The sequence below is a fragment of the Sulfuricurvum sp. genome (assembly GCF_028681615.1).
GTDB lineage: Bacteria > Campylobacterota > Campylobacteria > Campylobacterales > Sulfurimonadaceae > Sulfuricurvum.
The window spans coordinates 1-19,368 of record NZ_JAQUHV010000018.1; the positions used below are offsets into that span (position 1 = coordinate 1).

A 19,368-nucleotide genomic window follows, 5' to 3' on the forward strand; every position below is an offset into this window, starting at 1 on the left:
CTGGCAGCTTCTTGTTTGAACTCGTCTGTATATCTCGGTGGCATTCACTTCTCCTGTCGCCTTTCGCTTCTGTCATATCGACATAATCGGCGTCTTAAAAAGTGTCTACATTTAAGGGGTCATTCCACTTTGGGAAGAACCGCATTGGCGATACACATTGCAACCGATGTCGTACTCGGCGCATCCAATGATAAAAAATATCCCATTATCATCCGACTGTACACATCAATCATCAAGGTGATCCATGGCCGCCCAATCGGCAATCTACTATCGTCATCAACCAAAATGATATCTACTTGGGTATGGTCAATTTGTGCCACTTGCAAAGGATAATCCGTTTCATATTTGTTGGGCGCGGGTGCAAATTTATCCTTTGCTACCGAAGCATTCCCCTGCTTTTTCAGTCGTTCATATTCAGTAATTCGAGAAATGCGGTTACGGATCGTATTTTTACTTGGCGAAACCAAATTTTCCTGATTACACTGATCGAATATTTTATTCATAACAAATTGAATCGAATGACGCTCTCGTGTTAGATAATGCTCATTAATCTTTTCATGAATAATCTTTTCTGCACGGCTGTCAATTCTAATTTCTCCAGGTTTTCTACCCTCCTTTTTTGGAAGAAGTCCCGTAAGTGTCCCAGTAGATTTATAGTTTCTCAACCACCGATATAGAGTCGTAAAGTGAATATTGATGCTTTTTGCATGTTGTTCAATTTCAGCTCGGCTCGCTCCATTTAATATCGGTGCAATGGCAGCAAATCTTCTTTCCAGCTCCCTCCAGTCATCGTCACTTATATCTGTAAGATCGCGATGAATAAATCCATTGTCTTGAACTTTATCCAAACTCACAGGTTTTAAATCTCTAATTAGTAAACGTTCGGGACGTTTTGTTTCGATATCAATGCCGATCACTTCATCAAAATCGATGATCAGACTTATCTGATAGACTTTACCACCACATTCAACATAATCTTCAGCCATAAACTTTAAAAGTCTTCTATCGAGTTTATGCCCTGTGCTCTGTGCCGTCATTTCAAAATTCCTCTTCATTGGATTCATAATAATTTGGTGTATTGAGCCATACGACCGTATGATGTCCCAAAGGCAAACTCATATCGCATGCAATTTTTTTATTTGCAAGTAAATGCCATACTTGACCAAGCCCTATTCCCCTTTGAACCTCGGTAACAAACAAATATGCAAGCAAATGATCGATTGCGGTATGCCCGATAGCTTTTAGATGTCCCAAAATCCTTTCTTCCTCGTTTTCCGAGTAAACAAGGTTTTTATGTCGGGCAATGAAATTGATATTTTTAAGCTGCTGTCCACGGATTCTCTTTTCGTCAAAAATTTTAAAAACAAAACCATTTTCCATCGCATATCTCGTAGCTACTTTAAATCTATGTCGGTATTCGCAAAACTGTTCTTTGAGCTTATCAGCAGGTTTTACTTCAACCAACATTGGCTTTGGATGATCAGATATGACACCAGAGTAAGGCGACGATTTAAAATAGACCAAAAAATCTGGTGTATAAGGTACTTCTCTGCCATTTTCATTAATATATAAAAGCGTTACCGGCTGTTCGATCACATCCAAGACAAGGTCGTTATATTCACATAACGTAATAAAATCTTTTTCAAGCATTGACTCAAACGCAATAGTTTTTTCTTTACGAAATGAATAACGTCCTGACACGCTCCCATAGGTATAACCGATCTTTCTATTTTTCATCGAGATTTTCATACTGCTACTCCAGAAATATTGTAGGACAGTTTATTGGTATTTGGAAAGGTTGTAGCACAGTTAACTATATTTTGTAGTAAAGTTAAATGAAATTTCATTTGATTAACTCCGTAGTAAGCTCTTGATTGTAGCATAGTTTAATGAATCTGTCAGCGGCACACATAAAGCCCAAATCGGTGAAGTTGGATTGGCACACGGCGGAATCTTATTCTTTGACGAACTCCCCCATTTTTCTAAAACCGTTCTTGAAGCATTACGCGAGCCGCTGGAAGACCGCCATATACGCATTTCACGTGTCAATACAAAAGTGACCTACGATGCCAATTTTTTATTTGTTGCCGCCATGAATCCCTGCCCTTGCGGAAATCTTTTTAGCACATCCGTAGCCTGCCGGTGCAGCGACTTAGAAATCAGCCGGTACAAATCACGTCTTTCAGACCCTTTTTTGGATCGCATTGATTTATATGTTCAGATGCATGCTGTCAGTTCCGAAGACAAACCCAGTGTCACTTCCCGCGATCTACATGCGATCGTACGTCAAGCCTTTTTGCGTCAGAAACAACGGGGGCAAGAACGATTAAACGGTGCGCTGAGTGATGCGGAAATAACCCAATACTGTCCGTTAAATTCGGAAACTCAGCAAGTAATCGATCAGGCCATAGGAAGATTCGGGTTATCATTTCGGGCGGTAAGCCGTGTACTTAAAGTCGCACGGACGATCGCCGATATCGAAGGGGAAGATAATATTGGAAAAGCTCATCTGCTTGAAGCATTGAGCTATCGGAAAAGATAATTAAAATGTTGCCACAACCCATTTGGTAATGACAAAACCACCTACTACCAACCAAATAAACATGGATCCTGCCGCATAAATAGGGGCCAAGCCTAATCCTTTGAATTTAGCGAATCGTGTCCCCATTCCCAGTGCTGTCATTGCCATCGTAAGCAAGAACGTATCGACGATATTGATATTTGCAATCGCAGAAGTGATCGTAGTGGCAATCGCTTCACCCGTATGTGCATCTGTAAAGTTCAGTATAAGCGAATTGACACCGGCCATACCGATAAAATATACGGCAAACCAAGGGATGACCAATTTCACACCGCCGCCTGCAGTCCCGCTTTTCTTGGCAGCATACGAGAGATAAATTCCCAATACAATCAACATCGGAGCGATCAAAATAACCCGTGTCATTTTTACAATTACCGCTGTATTGGCCATTGATTGATCGGCACCCGGAATGGATGCCGGTACGGCTACGACTTGAGCTACCTCATGAATTGTACCTCCTACATACATTCCGAACGTTGAAGGGTCCATATGCAAAAACCCTGTTGCGGGAGCGATGATGGCAGCATACAATACAGGATATAAAAACATTGAAATAGTCCCGAAAAGGACCACCATGGATACAGCGACGGCAGCTTTATGCTCTTCACTTTTCAAAACAGGCTCTGTTGCCAGAACGGCTGCAGCTCCGCATACCGATGCACCTGCAGCAGTCAGCATTGAGGTATCCCGGTCAAGTTTAAAAAACTTTTGAGCTAAAAAAGTTCCGAGAATAAACGTGGTGGAAAGCATGATCAAAGAGACCATAAACCCCTCTATTCCCACTTGCTCAATTTGTTGAAATGTGATTCTAAAACCGTAAAACACGATTGCGAATCGGAGGATTTTTTTACCTGAAAAAGTAATCCCCCCTTCCCAGACGGAAGGGATACGGTTATGTAGGGTATTGGCAAAAAAGATCCCCAACACAATCCCCACAACTAACGGTGAAATTCCAAGATTTTTAATGGCACTGATGTCGGCAATCATCGTCGCGGCTGCGGCAAAGATGGCGACAAAAAGGATACCGCTGAGGGTACCTTTACGCTTTGCAGGTGAAAATGGCATCGCTTCTCCTATAAAATTCAATTATGACATTATAGGGAGAATCGGACAAATTTAAAAATAAGCCCGATTGAACCAAATATTCACCATTATGGTACAACGATCTCCAGCCGAGTCGGAATTTCTCCGCCTGTTGAAGATTTGGCTGCCTCTTCTGCTTTGAGTACCAGTCGTTTTTCCAGACCCGCATTTTTCATCAGGTATAATCGTATTGCTTCTGCACGTTGATGTGCCAACAGCTGTGTCTCCTGTGGTGTAAGCGTTTGAATCGCAATGAGTTTCTCTATCAATGCATCACTGAAATGGCGTACAAATGCCGCTTCTTCCGGATATTTTTCTTCCAGATTGTTTTTAATCGTTTTGATTTCTTTGGAATCCAGAGAATCATCTGCCATATCTTCGAGGAGATCGAGACTCATGGCCTGAGGAGTATCGATTTTTAAATTTTTATTCCGTTTTAATGCCGCTTGGACCAGTTTTTTTGCTTTAAGGGCGTGTGTATCGGAAACCGTGTCCCATCCGCCATAGATATCCAATGTCAATTTAGGACGTTTTTCGAGCATACCGGCAATCTGGTCGAGTTTTTCAATCTGAGGAGGCTGCAGAACGGCTGATCCCCCCTCAAAATCGATCGAAGCGAGTTTGTCATTCTCAATCCCCAGCATCGAACTAAGCAGCCGGAAAGGTGACGTTACCGCTTTGGTAAAGAGATTTTTAATCACCTGCCATACGACACTGCCGTATTTGAAATCGGGTTTATTCACATCCCCCTCAACCGGGAGACTGACATCTATAACCCCATCACTGTCTTCGAGCAATGCAACGACCAGCCGCATCGGCCACGGTGATCCCCCCTCTTTTTCGGCACCCAGCTGAATCTGTTTGATAACGACCTTATTGTCTCCATTCATTTGTCCCTGGTCGATTTTGTATCCGAGATTTAAAAAGAGTTTCCCCCCGTCAATTTTATACCCCAAAAATTCGAGAGAATACGGAGTATAGTTTTTGAGATCGAGATTGTCGAATCCCACTTTGATATCGGTGTATTTCTTAGGGGCTGCCGTATTGAGCTGGCCGTCGATTTTTGCCAATCCGTATTGATCGACACCCCCGCGAAGTTTGACAAACGTCGTGACGTCTTTCGTCGTCGAAATCCCCAGTACCGAACCTTCCAAATCATGGATATACGTTTTAAACGGCAGAGGCAAAGACATGTCACTGAAGTTTGCACTACTGTCTCTCAAAACCAATTTGACGATATCAACTCCAAAAGGGTTCCCCGACGACTTGGTCGCAGTTGTATTGGTATCGTTTTGGCTTTTTTTACTCAACGTGGAGAAGTTCAGAACTTTTTTCGAATCGATCAGAGTATTGGTATAGAATCCGTCAATCGCCAGCTGGTTGATTTTAAGCCGATTATCGGGGTAGGCATAGACAAACGGTGTCGCACCGATATTCTGCCATCCCAACAATACACTGTCGTCTCTCGTATCATTGACAACCCAATCGCTCAGTGCTACTTTCCCTTTTACCGAGGTTTTTGCAGGGGTAAAGTCATAATTTCCTGCAACCGCCAGCGTCCCTCGACGCAGAGATGCATAGGTGGCAGGTTCGAGATACGGGTCAAAAATCGATAAATCAATCCCTTTTAGGGTAAACGTTCCGTTACTTCGAAGCGGAGCCCGAACAAGATCCCCCTTGAGTTCTAATGATCCTTTTTCATTGACTCTCGTCGAAAGGGAAATATCATTTTTAGCCTTCGCATCGCTGCTAAAATAGCGAACATTCCCGTTCAACTGTTCAAAATTCAACGCTACCTTTTTGTGAGGGACCTCATCGGTAAATCCGAAAGTTCCGTCATTAAGAGTAATTTCATCCAGTTGATATCCCCATGGAACAGATGGCTCTGACTCGGCCTTCTGTGGTGAAGCATACAGATAGCGGGTCACATCGATCGAACCGTCTTTAAGCCGCTTTAACGATGCTGAGGGTTTGGAAATCAACACTTTTTTCACTGTTGCCATATGGTCGAAACGGTTGATTTCAACCCCTTCCACTCCGATTCCCTCGATCCCGAAAGCTTGAGCATTATCACTTTTGCGTGTTACGCGAACGGCTTCTGTTCCCAATGAGAGTGTCAACGGAGTCTTTTCGTCACTGCTAAGCGCACCGGTGTGAAGGGAGAAGTTATTCAGACTTGCCGTGTACGGTTCACGCGGGGCAAAATCGCTCCACTGAACTCCGACATTTTCGACGTTCACATTTCCCAATGCAAAACGCCAAGGAACTTTAGTCTCATTTTTATCTTCCGGGAATGCTTTTTGGATCTGATCGATATAGTCGAGCCAATCGATTTTCCCCTCATGCGACCGCTGTGCAGCCAAATTGACCCCTCCCACATTGAGAGATTCCGCATTAAAAATCTTTCGCAGAGGCTGAACGTTACCGTTTGTGACTTTGAGCGAAGCAAGGGTTAGGAGATTACGATCTTCTCCTTTTGGTATGACGCGCAGTTTGTCCATTTCAAAATGGAGGTTTGAGAGTTCGGTCGCATTGATGTCATTGCTGTTAAAACGGTAATCAAATCTGAAGCCTGCCGTTCCATCAGCCACTTCAATCGGAAACTTCTCTTTAAAATAACGCCATGGCGTATAGAGTTTTCCCGAATCAAACGCTACGCTTCCATCCAGCGTAAGCGGGGAGAGAGAGTTGACTTTGCTTTTCAGTTCAATAAATCCCCCCTCGTTGATCGTTGCATACACACGCATTTTTCCATTTGCTTTAGAAAGGTGCCGCAGATCGATATTATCGAGATTGAATCCTATCGGTCCCAACCCGACGCTATACGCTTTTCCGTCTGAAAAATCGTTATAATCCAGCGTCCCCTCATTCAGAGCGAAATGTTTGATAATCAGTCCCAAAGGCTCAGAAGGTTTCTTTTCTGTCTCCGTTTTGTCCCCTAGTTCAGTAAGCCATTTGAAATTAAAATCTCCGTTTTGATCACGGCGAATCGTGATCTTAGGCTCGCTCAATCGGATATCTTTGATAACCAAACCGCCGCGCCACAAATAATCCGTGGGGTCGAGATTGATCGAAAAAGCTTTGAGGGCAAAGAAATCGCCGTTTTGAGGCGTTTTAAAGGAGAAATTTTTAAGCTTTAAGTGAAAGGTAAAGGGGTTGAATGATGCCGCCTGAACCGACAATTTTCCCCCATGTGTTGCTTCATCCACTTTTTGGGGAACAACGTTTTTGAGAAGATACGGTACTCCTAAAAAACCTGCTGCACTGTAAATCGCCACGCCTGCTGCCAACGATTTGAGGATTATCCCTTTATTCATCTCGTTACCCCCATCGAAAAACTCTTTTCATTTTATCATACTTAAATCTATATTTCGACATAATCATTTACTTTAACTGCACAGTAGGGACAGCCGTAATGAAGCGTAAACAAATTTACAATCCAACCTCCAAAGAACATGTAAACGATCGCCAGATTTTCGGCGGTAATCCGACCGGTATTTTCGAGTTAAACAACATCAAATACCAATGGGCATATAACCTCTGGGAAATGATGCTCAACAACACATGGTTCCCAAAAGAGGTCGATATGACACGCGATGCGGTCGACTACAAATACCTCACTGAGATGGAAAAAACCGCATACGACAAAGCACTCTCCCAGCTTATTTTCATGGACAGTCTCCAAACGAACAACCTGATGGATAACGTCAACCCGTATGTGACGGCACCGGAAATCAACCTCATCTTGGTACGCCAAAGTTTCGAAGAAGCGCTTCATTCTCAAAGTTACGCGGTCATGGTCGACTCTATCAGCCAAAACAGTGAAGAGATTTACGATCTCTGGCGACGTGATATGATGCTTAAAACCAAAAATGACTCGATTGCGGCACGTTATACCGAGCTTGCGAATGATCCAAGTGAAAGCGCTTTTGTCAAAGCCTGTTTTGCAAACCAAATTTTAGAGGGGATCTATTTTTACAGCGGATTTACCTATATCTACACCCTCGCGCGTTCAGGTAAAATGCTCGGAAGCGCACAGATGATCCGCTTTATCCAGCGTGATGAAGTGACCCACCTCGTTTTATTCCAAAACATCATCAACACCCTGCGCCGCGAACGCCCCGATCTTTTCACCGAAACACTCATCGAAGAGGTCTATGATATGTTCCGCAAAGCGGTCGCATTAGAAGTGGCATGGGGTCAGTACATTACCCAAGGACAAATTTTGGGTCTTACCAATGAAATCGTGGAACAATACATTCAGTATCTTGCCGACAACCGCCTCACCGCAGTCGGGCTAAAACCCCTCTACAATGTCTCCAATCCGATTAAATGGGTGGATGATTTCTCGAAATTCAATGATCAAAAAACGAATTTCTTTGAGGGAACCGTGACGAACTATTCCAAAGGAAGCCTCAGCTTTGACGACTTCTAAAAACCGCTCCATCGTATCGCTTTGTTTTGAAACGGACGAGGATTTTGAAAAAAACCTCGACCGTCTCATCACACTGATCGACCAATCTCCCGAAGATGCCATTATCGTTGCCCCGGAAGTTGCTCTAAGCGGCTTTGCTTATGATCGATTTGACGAAGCTGCGGCATTTACCGTTGCAGCACTTGAAAAACTGCGTAAATGTGTACCGAATCGCCTTTTGATCTTCACCGCGATTACCAAAGAGGGCAATAACTTTTACAACGTCGCGTATATGCTTCACAACGATTGCATTCTTCACCGACAAGCCAAAGCGAAACTCTTTGCGTTGGGTGCGGAACATGAGCATTTTACTGCGGGAGAAGAGGGTGCGATAACCCCCTTTGTATTCGAGGGGATCACCATCGGTATCCTCATCTGTTTCGAACTGCGGTTTAAAACACTCTGGCAGCGTATGGAGGGGTGCGATATCATCGCACTCCCGGCTCAATGGGGGAAACTTCGAGCAGACCATTTCACCACTTTAACCAACGCACTTGCGCTCATGAATCAATGTTATGTTATCGCCTCTGATGCAGCCAATGAGGATACCAGTGCCATGAGCGGCATCATTACCCCCTTCGGCGGGGAGATCCGTAACAGCGGAGCCGAACTTTTAACCTCGCATTTTGAAGAGCGTACCGTCCTCTCAATGCGCCGATATCTCAATGTAGGAATCGAATGAGCATCGATAAAATCACCATCATTAAAACCTCACGCATGGCCGAGGAGATCGCTAAAAAATTCCCTCTTCGCGCCAACATAAAAGAGGCGATCGTCCATACCAATCGGGAGATGTTTGTCCCGATCGCTATGCGGCACAATGCCTATCGTCTGGATGCACTGCCGATCGGTGCGCAGCAATACATCTCCTCACCGCTGACGGTGGCGAAAATGACCCAGTACCTCAGTCCCGAAGGGTGCGACAGCGTACTCGAAATCGGATGCGGCAGCGGTTATCAGGCGGCAGTATTGTCCAAAATTTTCCGCCGTGTCTTTACGATCGAGCGTATCGAATCGCTGCTGCTGGAGGCAAAAGAGCGCTTCCGACATCTCCATTTGGGAAATATTCACACCCGAACCGATGACGGACAAAACGGATGGGAGCAGTATGCCCCATTCGATCGTATTTTGTTTTCCGCTTCGGCACGGGCCATCCCTCAAAAACTCTTCGATCAGCTGCGAGAAGGGGGAATACTCTTGGCACCTATGGAGCGGGGGCGTGAACAGGTCATCACCCGATTTACAAAGCGGGGCGGCGTCATCCATGAAGATCCCCTCGAAGTATGCGATTTTGTTCCGGTATTGGACGGAGTGGTACGATGAGTGATCAGCGCGAATTTTGGAACGAACGCTTCGCCAAAGAGGGGTATTTTTACGGTAAAGAGCCGAACCGATACGTCGCCTCCCACATCGACACGCTGGAGAAGGGGAAAAATATCCTCTTTTTAGGAGAGGGGGAAGGGCGCAACGCAGCCTATGCCCTGAGTAAAGGGCACACCGTCACCGCACTCGATGCCAGCGATATCGGTTTGGCAAAAGCAGAAGCTTTGGCACACTCGCTTGGATTTACCCTGAGCCTTATTCACATCGATTTGGAAGACTGGGAGCCGGGTGAACACTATGATGCGATTTTCTGCTCCTTTCTCCACCTCGCTGAACCGCTCCGCAGTGATGTGTTTTCAAAAGTCATCGACCATCTCAAACCCGGTGCTATTTTCGCAGGAGAGTTTTTCTCTATACATCAGCTTCCACGCACTACCGGCGGCCCTAAAGATGAAACGCTTCTCTATACTGCCGATGAGTTACGCACACTTTTAGAACAAACACCGTGCGATATACTCGAACTCTGCGAAACCGAAACGGAACTCAACGAGGGAAGAGGGCATATCGGAATCGCTTCGGTTGTCCGTATGGCGGTACGCAAACGATGACAACCCTTCCTGAAGCTTTTGTCGAGCGACTCTCCCAAATTGTTCCACATGAACAGTTTGACTCCATCATCCGTACCTTTGATTCTCCTAAACAGGTCACCTTTCGGGTCAATACGCTCAAATCGACACCCGAAGCCCTCGAAGCGGAGTTAACTGCCGCAGATATCCCCTTTGAGCGGGTAGGGTGGCTGGAGGGCGTCTACCGTATCGCTCCCGAAGAGAAACTTCGCCTCACCCAGAGCGATCCCTTTTACGGCGGCAGGCTCTATATCCAAAATCTCGCCTCCATGATCGCACCGCTCATCCTCGCCCCCAAGCCCGAAGAGACGGTACTCGATCTCGCCGCCGCTCCCGGAGGTAAAACGCTGATGCTTGCAGAGATGATGGAAAACACGGGATGGCTCTCGGCGGTAGAACTGTCGCGAGAACGTTTTTTCCGACTGCGCGACAATCTGGAAAGCCAAGGGGTGACCAATGCCCACACCTACATGACCGATGGACGGAGCGTGGGGAAAAAATGTCCCGAGATGTTTGACCGTATTTTACTCGATGCACCGTGTTCCTCCGAAGCGCGGTTCAAAACCCATGAGCCTAAATCGATGTCGTTTTGGACGATCCACAAGGTCAAAGAGACCTCGAAACTCCAGCGCCGATTGCTCCTCTCCGCATTCGATGCCCTCAAACCGGGCGGTAAATTGCTCTATTGTACCTGCTCATTTTCTCCCGAAGAGAATGAAAGCCCTCTCCAGCACCTCTTAGAGCGTCATGGAGAGCATTTAACGACATTGCCCCTGACTTTGCCCTTCTATAACATCCAAAAGCCTTTAAAACGGTGGGGAAAAGAGGTTTTCGATGAACGGATCCAAAATGCCGTCCGTATTTTGCCGACCGATACCATCGACGGGTTCTTTATCTGTTTGTTGGAGAAAAAGTGAAATCCGTCCTCTTTGTCTGTTTGGGAAATATCTGCCGTTCACCGATCGCCGAAGGGGTTGCACGCCGTTTGATAGAAGAGGGCGGCCACAACATCACGGTCGACTCTGCCGGAACGAGCCATTGGCACGCCGGAGAACCTCCCTGCAAACACTCTGTTACCGTCGCTCATAATCACAATATTGATATTTCAAAACTTCGTGCCCGTCAGGTCTGCAAAGCCGACTTCAGAACCTTTGATCTGATCGTCGCACTGGATCAAAGCAACTATAACGATCTCAAAGCGATGGGATGTACTAATTTAGTGAAATTGGGAGATTATGGGCACGAGGGGGCAGATGTCCCCGATCCGTATTTTTTTGACGGATTTGAAGGGTTCGAGCACGTATATACGATGATCGAATCGTGCGTAAAAAAGCTCCTTACCCGCTAAAAGGGAGTTCTTCGTATCCGATCGAGGTTCCGAGAATATAACACGGTGCTTCGTCACAACGTCCGCTGTAACTGCCGATCGCTAACGCGGCACTGTTAGGTGTTAGCTCTACCGTTATCCCCTCCGACATATCCAATGCACGTAGAACATTATCACTCACGAGTTTGGCGTCGTTCACACCTTCTATTCGAAACATCACATCGATCCAGTCATAACCGCGTGCGATATCCTGAACACTGAAACGGATTTCGATGGAAGTAGGGGATAGGGGGGTAAGGGAGCGGATTTCACCCTGTCGGGCAAAATCGATACGCTCTAGCAGGTTTTTGAGCGTTGAGACGCTCAGGGGCTTTACTGGCACCCTTCACACTCCATCGAGCGGTCTGCTGTGTCTTGTTTTTGCTCCGGCGATTGTGAGCGTAGATAGTAGGTCGATTTGAGACCCAGTTTCCATGCGAGCATGTAGATATCGTTGAGATATTTCCCGCTGGCGCGATCTAGGGTGATAAAGATATTGAGACTTTGCCCCTGATCGATCCATTTTTGACGGATTGCCGCCGCTTTGACGAGGATCGTTTGATCGAGATCGTACGCTGGAGTATAGTATCCCCATGTATCCGGACTGAGTTTCGGTGCAACAACCGGAATCAATCCTGAGAGATTTTCTTCAAACCATTTGCGTTTGTAGATCGGCTCGATCGTTTGTGTCGTACCGGTAAGAATAGAGATAGAAGAGGTCGGTGCGATCGCCATCAGATAGCCGTTACGCATCCCCTGACGTTTGATCGTTTCACGAAGCTCATCCCACTCATAATTCGGTGCAAACAATCCGCCGCGATCCACGAGGTTTTGAACTTCTGCAGTCGCATGATCCATAGGGAGGATTCCGCGGCTCCATTTTGAGCCTTCATACTCGGCATATTTTCCTTTTTCGACGGCGAGGTTGCTGGAAGCGAGAATCGCGTTATAGCTCACCGACTCCATCACTTCATCGACTTTGTCGAAATGTTCTTGGCTGCCCCAAACGATTTTGTTTTCGGCAAGCATTTGCGCTTCACCCATAACACCCAAACCGATTGCACGGCTGCGCATGTTTGTACGTTTTACTTTTTCCAACGGATAGAAGTTGAGATCGATAACATTATCAAGAGCACGAATCGCTACCGGAACGATACGGTCGATATCCTCTTTCGTATGGACACGGGAGAGGTTAACCGATGCGAGGTTACACACCGCTGTTGCACCGTCGACTTTCTCTTTTTCCACGATGTAGATCGGACGGCCTCCGAGAGAATCGAGTGCCGTAACTTTGTTCGCCGGTTTTTCGATTCCGCTGTCGACTTTTACGATCTCATCTTCTTCAAAAGTGACAAACGATCCGTCTTCGTATTTGATTTTGATCAGATAATGGTTCGGCTGCGTATTTTGGAAAATCTCGGTACAAAGGTTTGAACTGCGGATAATGCCGTAATGGTCATTCGGATTGGCACGATTCGCACTGTCTTTAAAACACAGGAACGGGCTTCCCGTTTCAAAATACGACGTCAAAATCTTTTTCCAAAGATCTTTCGCTTTGGTATGTTCTTTTACGATATTTGGATCTTGTTCGAGTTCGAGATAACGTTTCTCAAACGCATCTCCGTAAAGCTCACTGAGCTCTTTTACGTCGAACGGATCGAACATCGTCCAGATTCCGTCTTCTACGACACGTTTCATAAACATATCGTTGATCCACAGCGCTGGGAACAAGTCATGCGCACGTCGGCGCTCTTCTCCGGAGTTTTTCTTCACATCGAGGAAATCTTTGACATCCATGTGCCATGGCTCGAGATACACGGCGATAGCTCCCTTGCGGGTTCCGAGCTGATCGACCGCAATCGCGATATCGTTGGTGATTTTCAAAAACGGTACGGTTCCGCCGGCCGCGTTCTTATGCCCGTCGATGAATGAACCCATCGCACGGACCTGTGTCCAATCCCAGCCGATTCCTCCGCCAAATTTCGAGAGCAATGCCATCTCTTTGTAGGCGTCAAAAATCCCTTCGATATTATCCGGCGCAGAACCGATATAACACGAGCTAAGCTGATGACGATTGGTGCGGGCATTGGAGAGAGTAGGGGTCGCCATCATCACTTCGAATTTGGACATCATGTCATAGAACTTTTTCGCCCATCCCTGACGGTCGGTTTCGTTTTGTGCCAAGAACATTGCAACGGCCATAAACATATGTTGAGGCAGCTCGATCGGATCGCCGTTACGGTCTTTGATCAGATAACGGTCATAAAGAGTTTTTACGCCGAGATAGTTAAACTCAAGATCACGTTCAGGTACGATATACGCATCCAAATCCGCTAAATCGAATTTATCACGCAGACCGAGTAAAATACGTCCTTCAGCTTCACCTCGTTCAAAATAACTCTCTAATGAGCCATAACCGGTAAAACCGTTTACACGGTGATAAAGATCATATAAAAAGAGACGGGATGCTACAAACGTCCAATTGGGAGAATCGATGTCGATCTTGTCAACCGCTGTTTTAATCAGGGTGTGCTGAATCTCATTACTATGGATACCGTCACGGAACTGAATCTGTGCATCGACTTCCAATTCGCTTTGCGATACGTTTATCAACCCTTTAACAGCAGCAGAAGTATATTTTTGAATTTTTGAAATATCCAACGGTTCACGGCGGCCGTTTCGTTTAACTATAGTTAGCATCTCTCTCCCTTAATAATCCGTCTATTTTGAATACCAAAAAGAGAATCTCTTTGGCGTATCTGTCTCAAATGAGACAGACAATATGGTGTATTATAATCACTCAATATTGTATTGTTTCTTATACCGAAAGAAACTATTTTTATGATAATTATTTGAACACCCGCGCGAAAATTTTATCGACATTTTTAGTATAATAATCATAATTAAAGCATTCGCGAATCGCTTCTTCACTCAAACTTTGACGTAGCTCTTCATCATCCAATAAATATTGAAGATAGAGACTCTCACCCTTTTCGTTGATCGCACTTTTGCCTTGCTGCAATCCTTCCCATACTTTCATCGCATTGCGTTGAACGATACGGTACGCATCTTCACGGCTTACCCCTTTAAGTGGAAGCTCGAGTAAAACGCGTTGAGAGAAAACGAGTCCTCCGGTCAAGTTGAGATTACGCATCATGTTCTCAGGATAGACCACGAGATTTGCAATAACACTGTTAAAACGGTGAAGCATAAAGTCACTTGTTACAAAACTGTCCGGTAGCCAGAAACGCTCAGTTGAGCTGTGAGAGATATCACGCTCATGCCATAACGCGACGTTTTCCATCGCAGGTATAACATAGGCACGAACCATACGGGCTAACCCGGTGATATTTTCGGTCAAAATCGGATTGCGTTTATGCGGCATTGCGGATGAACCTTTTTGCCCTTTGGCAAAAAACTCTTCACACTCATACACTTCGGTACGTTGCCAATGGCGAACCTGCACGGCAAATTTTTCGATCGAGCTTGCCAACAATGCCAATGCCGAAGCAAGACGTGCGTAACGGTCACGCTGAATAACCTGGTTAGACGCCGGAGCCGGTTTGAGTCCTAATGCTTCACACGCATATTCTTCAAGCTCTAACGGTGCGTGAGCAAAATTTCCCATCGCTCCGGATACTTGGCCGACACAAATCACTTCCATCGTTTGTTCCAAGTTCGTCAAATGTCGAGCCATTTCATCATACCAAACCGCTAACACCAAACCAAACGTAATCGGCTCACCGTGGATCCCGTGTGAACGTCCGACGAGCAAAGTCATCTTGTGCTCTTCCGCACGTTTTTTGATCGACTCCATGACCATTTTTACATCTTCGATAATCAATGCCAATGAATCCCGCATCTGAAGAGCGACAGCCGTATCAACCGTATCGGATGATGTCATTCCGTAATGGAACCATCTACTCTCTTCTCCGAGAGTTTCAGAAACGGAAGTAGTAAACGCGATCAAATCGTGGCGAGTGATCGCTTCGATCTCATCGATACGCTCAACACTGAACCCTGCGTTCTCGACAATTTTTTTAGCATCTTCATCCGGAATAAGACCTAATTTATTCCACGCAACAACAACCGCTTTCTCGACATCGAGCCATGCTTGATATTTTGCTTGGATACTCCATTTTGATTTCATCTCTTCTCTGGCGTAACGATCTACCATATCTGCTTCCTTACTATGCTAAAATGCGCATCTTATTATATAAATAGAGTTTATCCAACCCTCCCTAAAAAGGAATTAAATTGCCCTTCGTCATCAAAAAGCTCCATGCTCCTACCCGTCAAAAAGCATTCCTGTTTTTAATGCGAGAGTTGGGAATTTCTCAAAGTGAAGCACAGCGTCTTATTTCCAAAGGGAGACTTTTTCAAAACGGTGTAGCCATGTCCAACAACGCCGGATTTATCGAAGGGGATTTTGATTTCGTCTGTTTCGAGCCGTTATCGATGGGACTCAATCCGACGTTTGTTGCTGAAGAGTTTGCTGTCTATGATAAGCCCAGCGGTTTGCTCGTTCACCCTCAAAACCGTCACACCCCTTATTCACTCAATGATGAGATCAAACATCGCTTCGGGCATGATGCCAACATTGCTCACCGTATCGATCAGGAGACAAGCGGACTGGTTTTAGCGGCACGCAATAAAACCTCTGAACGTGTTTTGAAAATGATGTTTGAAGACCGTGAAATCACCAAGCGTTATCTCGCTATGGTTAAAGGCCATCTAAAAGAGCCTCTCGATATCCAAGAGCCTCTTTTGCGTCGTGAAGATGAAAGTACTATTGTACGAATGATTGTACGCGTTCATCCCGAAGGTAAACCCTCACGTACCTTTATCACTCCTCTGCGTTATTTTCCCGAGACGGACACTACCCTTGTAGAGGCTTCCCCCTATACGGGACGACAGCATCAGATTCGTGTCCATTTGTTTCACGTGAAACATCCAATCGTTGGAGATCCTATATATAACCAAGACGAAAACGATGCCGTCCGTTTTTTAGATAGAGAAATGTCCGTAGAAGAGCGTTTTAAAAATACCGGTGCATCCCGTCTTTTACTTCATGCCCATTCACTCGAATTTGTGTATGGTGATAATCCCTACTACATAGTTTCCAGAGAAGACTTCATTACACAATGTTTTGAAGCAATGAAAGTAAAATAATTATAATGCCTTTTATCACTAAAAAGCTCCATTCTCCAATACGCCAAACCGCCCTCTCATTTTTAATGAGTGAACTGGGCCTGTCCCGAAGTGAAGCTCAACGTCTTATAGCAAGAGGGCGTCTAACACAAAACGGCACCGTTATGGACGATCAATTCGGATATATTGAAGGTGATATTGAGTTCATCTGTTTTGAACCGTTATCGCGTGGTTTCAAACCGATGTTTGTTACTAACGACTTTGCCGTTTTCGACAAACCCAGCGGTTTGAGCGTTCATCCTCATAGCCGACGTTCCCCCTATACACTGAATGATGAGATCAAACATCAGTTTGGTGACGATGCTAACGCGACACATCGTATCGATCAAGAAACGAGCGGATTGGTTTTAGTTTCCCGTACTAAAACCAGTGAGACTGTTTTAAAAAAGTTATTCTCAGAACGAGCTATTTCCAAACGCTATCTTGCAATGGTAAAAGGTCATGTCAAACACGATCTTGACATACAAGAGCCCCTATTTAGAATTGACCATCCCAATCTATTAATCAGTATGGTCGTTAAAGTTGATCCGAAGGGGAAACCGGCTCACACTCTTATTAAGCCTCTCCGATACTTTCCTGAGCAGGATATGACCCTCGTAGAAGCATCACCGCTAACCGGACGCACGCATCAAATACGTGTTCATTTGTTCCACGTGAAACATCCGATCATCGGTGATCCGGTATACGGTCCTGCGGAAGAAGATGTCATTCGGTTTATTAACAAAGAGTTGTCAGCAGAAGAACGGCTACGAATTGGGAGTTCAACACGTCTGTTGCTTCACGCCCATTCGCTTGAGTTCACCTATGAGAGTGAGCATTATCGTATTGTTTCGGAAAAAGATTTTGTAAAAGAGTGCTTTGAAGCGATGAAACTTATTCACCCGCTCTAATGTATCTTTGTCTTTTTGACTCTTTGATCTTACGAATATCGACCAATATATAGCCGTCAATACAGTTATTGAAGTCTTCGTCAATTCCAAAATCCATGAATTGAACTCCCCCTTCTTCACACAATTCACTGTATTGTTTATAGAGGGTAGGGACAGAAACATCAAGAGCCTTGAGGTAATCTTTCAGCCGTTTAAAATCTTCCGTATAATTATTTCCATCAAATAATTCTTCAAATTCTGAACGTACGTAATCCGACAGAAAATAAGGGGACTTTGCCCTTACCATCGTATTGTCGGAACCGAAATAAAGGCTATAAAAATAGACCAGTGCCTCTTTGGCATGTTTTGGAAAACTCCCGGATATACTCACCGGTCCCATCATATATTTAACCTGCGGGTTATGACTGAGATAAGCACCGATACCTTGCCAGAGATAATCCAATGCACGGCTGCCCCAATATTTCGGCTGCACGAAACTGCGTCCCAGTTCAATCGCATCTTCCAATACGGAATCGAATTGATCGTTCATGTCGCATAAATCGCTCATATACAATCCCTCTTTGCCTAACCACGAAAGAATCCATTCACATTCGCCGATACGATACGCTCCGGCGATTTCCAAGGCCTCGTCATCCCATAATACCAAATGGTGATAGTAACGGTCATATGCATCGATATCGCGTGCATGACCGCTCCCTTCTCCCACTTTGCGAAATGAATATTCACGAAGACGTCCGATTTCATTGATGATATTCGGAGCATTTTCATGCTCTATAAGATAGATCTCTTTGTTGTCACTGGTATGTCCTAGCAATTCACCTTTGCGAAGCTCGCTACGAAGCTCCTGACGCGATACAGGATGCGCAATAGAGCATTCGGTAGGATAAATACCTTTTTTCCCTTTTGCGATCCGTAAAAGGTGTTTACGGAACAATCTGGCATGCCGTTTTTCACTTAGATTGAAATCACCAATGACTTTTTCACTTACCATCTCTCCGATCGTAAAATCAAAAACATGATTTCGTGCAGCAAATATCTCATGACTTAGCAGCAGAGCCCCTAACGGTTTGTAAATCCAGGAAACGGCATAAAAGAGCGGACTGTTTTTACCTTTAATATGGATCGGCAAGATGGGGGCCGAATTACGTTTGGAAAATTTTACAAATCCCCCTTTCCATAATCCCTCTTTCACTCCGAACAATCCCGCACGTGAAACTTCTCCCGAAGGGAAAAATATTACCGCCTCTTCCGTCTGAAGTGCATTATCGATTTGACGAAGAGCATGTTTAGAGAGTTTGTCGTTAAAATTATCTACCCCTATCATGAACTCTTTGAGCTGAGTAATTTCACCAAGCATTTTATTGGCGACAATTTTTACTTTTTTGTCTTGACGTACCGAACATACCATTTGGATCAAACAAAGAGCATCCAGAGCACCCAGAGGATGATTGGCAACGATGATCACTTTTCCCATAGTGGGAATGTTCTCAATCTGACGATGGACTGTTTTATATGAAACATTTAAATATTTCAAAACGGCATCAATAAATTCCAATCCGTTTTTCTCTTCATGCTGTTCCATAAATCGATTGATAGATTTTTCATGGAGAAGCAATCTCGTTAATCCGACAATCGTTTTATTGACAAGTGAGGGATATTGAAATACTTTCGGATGTTCTTTGCGTAAAATATATTCTGCACTAACCATCGTATTTACCCTTTTTAAGAGAGACACTTATTTGTGTTTCTTATTTTTGAAAGATTAAACAATATGCATTTCAAAGAGATTACGTTTTGATTACTGATAGATTACG

At 44.9% G+C, this 19,368-nt stretch carries 17 protein-coding genes and 1 pseudogene; 10 read left to right on the top strand and 8 right to left on the bottom strand.

Annotation, left to right across the window (positions count from 1 at the left end; all coding sequences use genetic code 11):
* Window positions 1–119: 119 nt before the first annotated feature.
* Window positions 120–1,037 carry a helix-turn-helix domain-containing protein gene (locus tag PHE37_RS12175; RefSeq protein ID WP_299996842.1) on the bottom strand — a complete coding sequence of 306 codons (918 nt, stop codon included), beginning with the start codon at window positions 1,035–1,037 and terminating at the stop codon, window positions 120–122.
* 1 nt (window position 1,038) lies between these two features.
* Window positions 1,039–1,749: a TnsA endonuclease N-terminal domain-containing protein gene (locus PHE37_RS12180; RefSeq protein ID WP_299996845.1), complete on the bottom strand. Its 711-nt coding sequence runs from the start codon at window positions 1,747–1,749 to the stop codon at window positions 1,039–1,041.
* A 160-nt stretch (window positions 1,750–1,909) separates the two neighbouring features.
* Between PHE37_RS12180 and PHE37_RS12185 the strand changes: the two are divergent.
* A pseudogene (locus tag PHE37_RS12185) lies at window positions 1,910–2,230 on the top strand (ATP-binding protein); the annotation flags it as partial.
* The gene (locus PHE37_RS12190) at window positions 2,222–2,542 is read left to right on the top strand and encodes a hypothetical protein (RefSeq protein WP_299996872.1); all 321 of its coding nucleotides are present in this window, start codon (window positions 2,222–2,224) and stop codon (window positions 2,540–2,542) included. The pseudogene PHE37_RS12185 and the gene PHE37_RS12190, both read left to right, overlap by 9 nt.
* Here the strand turns inward: PHE37_RS12190 and PHE37_RS12195 are convergent, their stop codons facing one another.
* Both PHE37_RS12195 and PHE37_RS12200 read right to left on the bottom strand, forming a co-directional pair.
* Complete coding sequence (locus tag PHE37_RS12195; protein WP_299996849.1) at window positions 2,543–3,646, bottom strand: YeiH family protein; 1,104 nt, start codon at window positions 3,644–3,646, stop codon at window positions 2,543–2,545.
* 86 nt (window positions 3,647–3,732) lie between these two features.
* Complete coding sequence (locus PHE37_RS12200; RefSeq protein ID WP_299996852.1) at window positions 3,733–6,981, bottom strand: DUF748 domain-containing protein; 3,249 nt, start codon at window positions 6,979–6,981, stop codon at window positions 3,733–3,735.
* Window positions 6,982–7,079: 98 nt separating this feature from the next.
* Here PHE37_RS12200 and PHE37_RS12205 point away from each other — a divergent pair, with 98 nt between their 5' ends.
* From PHE37_RS12205 to PHE37_RS12230, 6 genes are read left to right on the top strand one after another with little or no spacing between them, the layout of a single operon-like run.
* Entirely contained in the window at window positions 7,080–8,099 is a 1,020-nt protein-coding gene (locus tag PHE37_RS12205) for a ribonucleotide-diphosphate reductase subunit beta (protein WP_299996854.1), read from the top strand.
* Entirely contained in the window at window positions 8,086–8,820 is a 735-nt protein-coding gene (locus tag PHE37_RS12210; protein WP_299996857.1) for a carbon-nitrogen hydrolase family protein, read from the top strand. The genes PHE37_RS12205 and PHE37_RS12210 overlap by 14 nt, the downstream gene beginning before the upstream one ends.
* Complete coding sequence (locus PHE37_RS12215) at window positions 8,817–9,461, top strand: protein-L-isoaspartate(D-aspartate) O-methyltransferase (RefSeq protein ID WP_299996860.1); 645 nt, start codon at window positions 8,817–8,819, stop codon at window positions 9,459–9,461. The genes PHE37_RS12210 and PHE37_RS12215 overlap by 4 nt, the downstream gene beginning before the upstream one ends.
* Window positions 9,458–10,069, top strand: coding sequence for a class I SAM-dependent methyltransferase (locus tag PHE37_RS12220; RefSeq protein ID WP_300008677.1), 612 nt, complete (start codon window positions 9,458–9,460; stop codon window positions 10,067–10,069). Before PHE37_RS12215 ends, PHE37_RS12220 begins: the two co-directional genes overlap by 4 nt.
* Window positions 10,066–11,004, top strand: a complete 939-nt coding sequence (locus PHE37_RS12225; RefSeq protein WP_299996865.1) for an RsmB/NOP family class I SAM-dependent RNA methyltransferase — start codon at window positions 10,066–10,068, stop codon at window positions 11,002–11,004. The genes PHE37_RS12220 and PHE37_RS12225 overlap by 4 nt, the downstream gene beginning before the upstream one ends.
* The gene (locus PHE37_RS12230; protein ID WP_299996867.1) at window positions 11,001–11,435 is read left to right on the top strand and encodes a low molecular weight protein-tyrosine-phosphatase; all 435 of its coding nucleotides are present in this window, start codon (window positions 11,001–11,003) and stop codon (window positions 11,433–11,435) included. The genes PHE37_RS12225 and PHE37_RS12230 overlap by 4 nt, the downstream gene beginning before the upstream one ends.
* On the opposite strand, the gene PHE37_RS12235 is transcribed toward PHE37_RS12230, so the two are convergent.
* The 3 genes from PHE37_RS12235 to purB all read right to left on the bottom strand — a co-directional run bounded on the left by PHE37_RS12235 (window position 11,425) and on the right by purB (window position 15,630).
* The gene (locus tag PHE37_RS12235) at window positions 11,425–11,796 is read right to left on the bottom strand and encodes a hypothetical protein (RefSeq protein ID WP_299996869.1); all 372 of its coding nucleotides are present in this window, start codon (window positions 11,794–11,796) and stop codon (window positions 11,425–11,427) included. The two genes, PHE37_RS12230 and PHE37_RS12235, sit on opposite strands and share 11 nt — an antisense overlap.
* On the bottom strand, window positions 11,787–14,153 hold the full coding sequence (locus PHE37_RS12240) for a ribonucleoside-diphosphate reductase subunit alpha (RefSeq protein ID WP_300008679.1): 2,367 nt from the start codon (window positions 14,151–14,153) through the stop codon (window positions 11,787–11,789). Before PHE37_RS12240 ends, PHE37_RS12235 begins: the two co-directional genes overlap by 10 nt.
* A gap of 148 nt (window positions 14,154–14,301) precedes the next feature.
* The gene (gene purB / locus PHE37_RS12245) at window positions 14,302–15,630 is read right to left on the bottom strand and encodes an adenylosuccinate lyase (RefSeq protein WP_299994283.1); all 1,329 of its coding nucleotides are present in this window, start codon (window positions 15,628–15,630) and stop codon (window positions 14,302–14,304) included.
* An 80-nt stretch (window positions 15,631–15,710) separates the two neighbouring features.
* Here purB and PHE37_RS12250 point away from each other — a divergent pair, with 80 nt between their 5' ends.
* Both PHE37_RS12250 and PHE37_RS12255 read left to right on the top strand, forming a co-directional pair.
* On the top strand, window positions 15,711–16,625 hold the full coding sequence (locus tag PHE37_RS12250) for an RluA family pseudouridine synthase (RefSeq protein ID WP_299994284.1): 915 nt from the start codon (window positions 15,711–15,713) through the stop codon (window positions 16,623–16,625).
* Between the two features lie 5 nt (window positions 16,626–16,630).
* Window positions 16,631–17,554 (top strand): RluA family pseudouridine synthase, encoded by a 924-nt coding sequence (locus PHE37_RS12255; RefSeq protein ID WP_299994286.1) that lies wholly within the window; start codon window positions 16,631–16,633, stop codon window positions 17,552–17,554.
* Here the strand turns inward: PHE37_RS12255 and PHE37_RS12260 are convergent.
* Window positions 17,538–19,262, bottom strand: a complete 1,725-nt coding sequence (locus PHE37_RS12260; RefSeq protein ID WP_299994288.1) for a lysophospholipid acyltransferase family protein — start codon at window positions 19,260–19,262, stop codon at window positions 17,538–17,540. The two genes, PHE37_RS12255 and PHE37_RS12260, sit on opposite strands and share 17 nt — an antisense overlap.
* Window positions 19,263–19,368 lie beyond the last annotated feature (106 nt).

Coding starts and splice junctions, on each gene's coding strand:
- PHE37_RS12175 (WP_299996842.1), bottom strand. CDS start 1,037: ATGACGGCACAGAGCACAGGGCATAAACTCGATAGAAGACTTTTAAAG.
- PHE37_RS12180 (WP_299996845.1), bottom strand. CDS start 1,749: ATGAAAATCTCGATGAAAAATAGAAAGATCGGTTATACCTATGGGAGC.
- PHE37_RS12190 (WP_299996872.1), top strand. CDS start 2,222: ATGCATGCTGTCAGTTCCGAAGACAAACCCAGTGTCACTTCCCGCGAT.
- PHE37_RS12195 (WP_299996849.1), bottom strand. CDS start 3,646: ATGCCATTTTCACCTGCAAAGCGTAAAGGTACCCTCAGCGGTATCCTT.
- PHE37_RS12200 (WP_299996852.1), bottom strand. CDS start 6,981: ATGAATAAAGGGATAATCCTCAAATCGTTGGCAGCAGGCGTGGCGATT.
- PHE37_RS12205 (WP_299996854.1), top strand. CDS start 7,080: ATGAAGCGTAAACAAATTTACAATCCAACCTCCAAAGAACATGTAAAC.
- PHE37_RS12215 (WP_299996860.1), top strand. CDS start 8,817: ATGAGCATCGATAAAATCACCATCATTAAAACCTCACGCATGGCCGAG.
- PHE37_RS12220 (WP_300008677.1), top strand. CDS start 9,458: ATGAGTGATCAGCGCGAATTTTGGAACGAACGCTTCGCCAAAGAGGGG.
- PHE37_RS12225 (WP_299996865.1), top strand. CDS start 10,066: ATGACAACCCTTCCTGAAGCTTTTGTCGAGCGACTCTCCCAAATTGTT.
- PHE37_RS12240 (WP_300008679.1), bottom strand. CDS start 14,153: ATGCTAACTATAGTTAAACGAAACGGCCGCCGTGAACCGTTGGATATT.
- purB (WP_299994283.1), bottom strand. CDS start 15,630: ATGGTAGATCGTTACGCCAGAGAAGAGATGAAATCAAAATGGAGTATC.
- PHE37_RS12255 (WP_299994286.1), top strand. CDS start 16,631: ATGCCTTTTATCACTAAAAAGCTCCATTCTCCAATACGCCAAACCGCC.
- PHE37_RS12260 (WP_299994288.1), bottom strand. CDS start 19,262: ATGGTTAGTGCAGAATATATTTTACGCAAAGAACATCCGAAAGTATTT.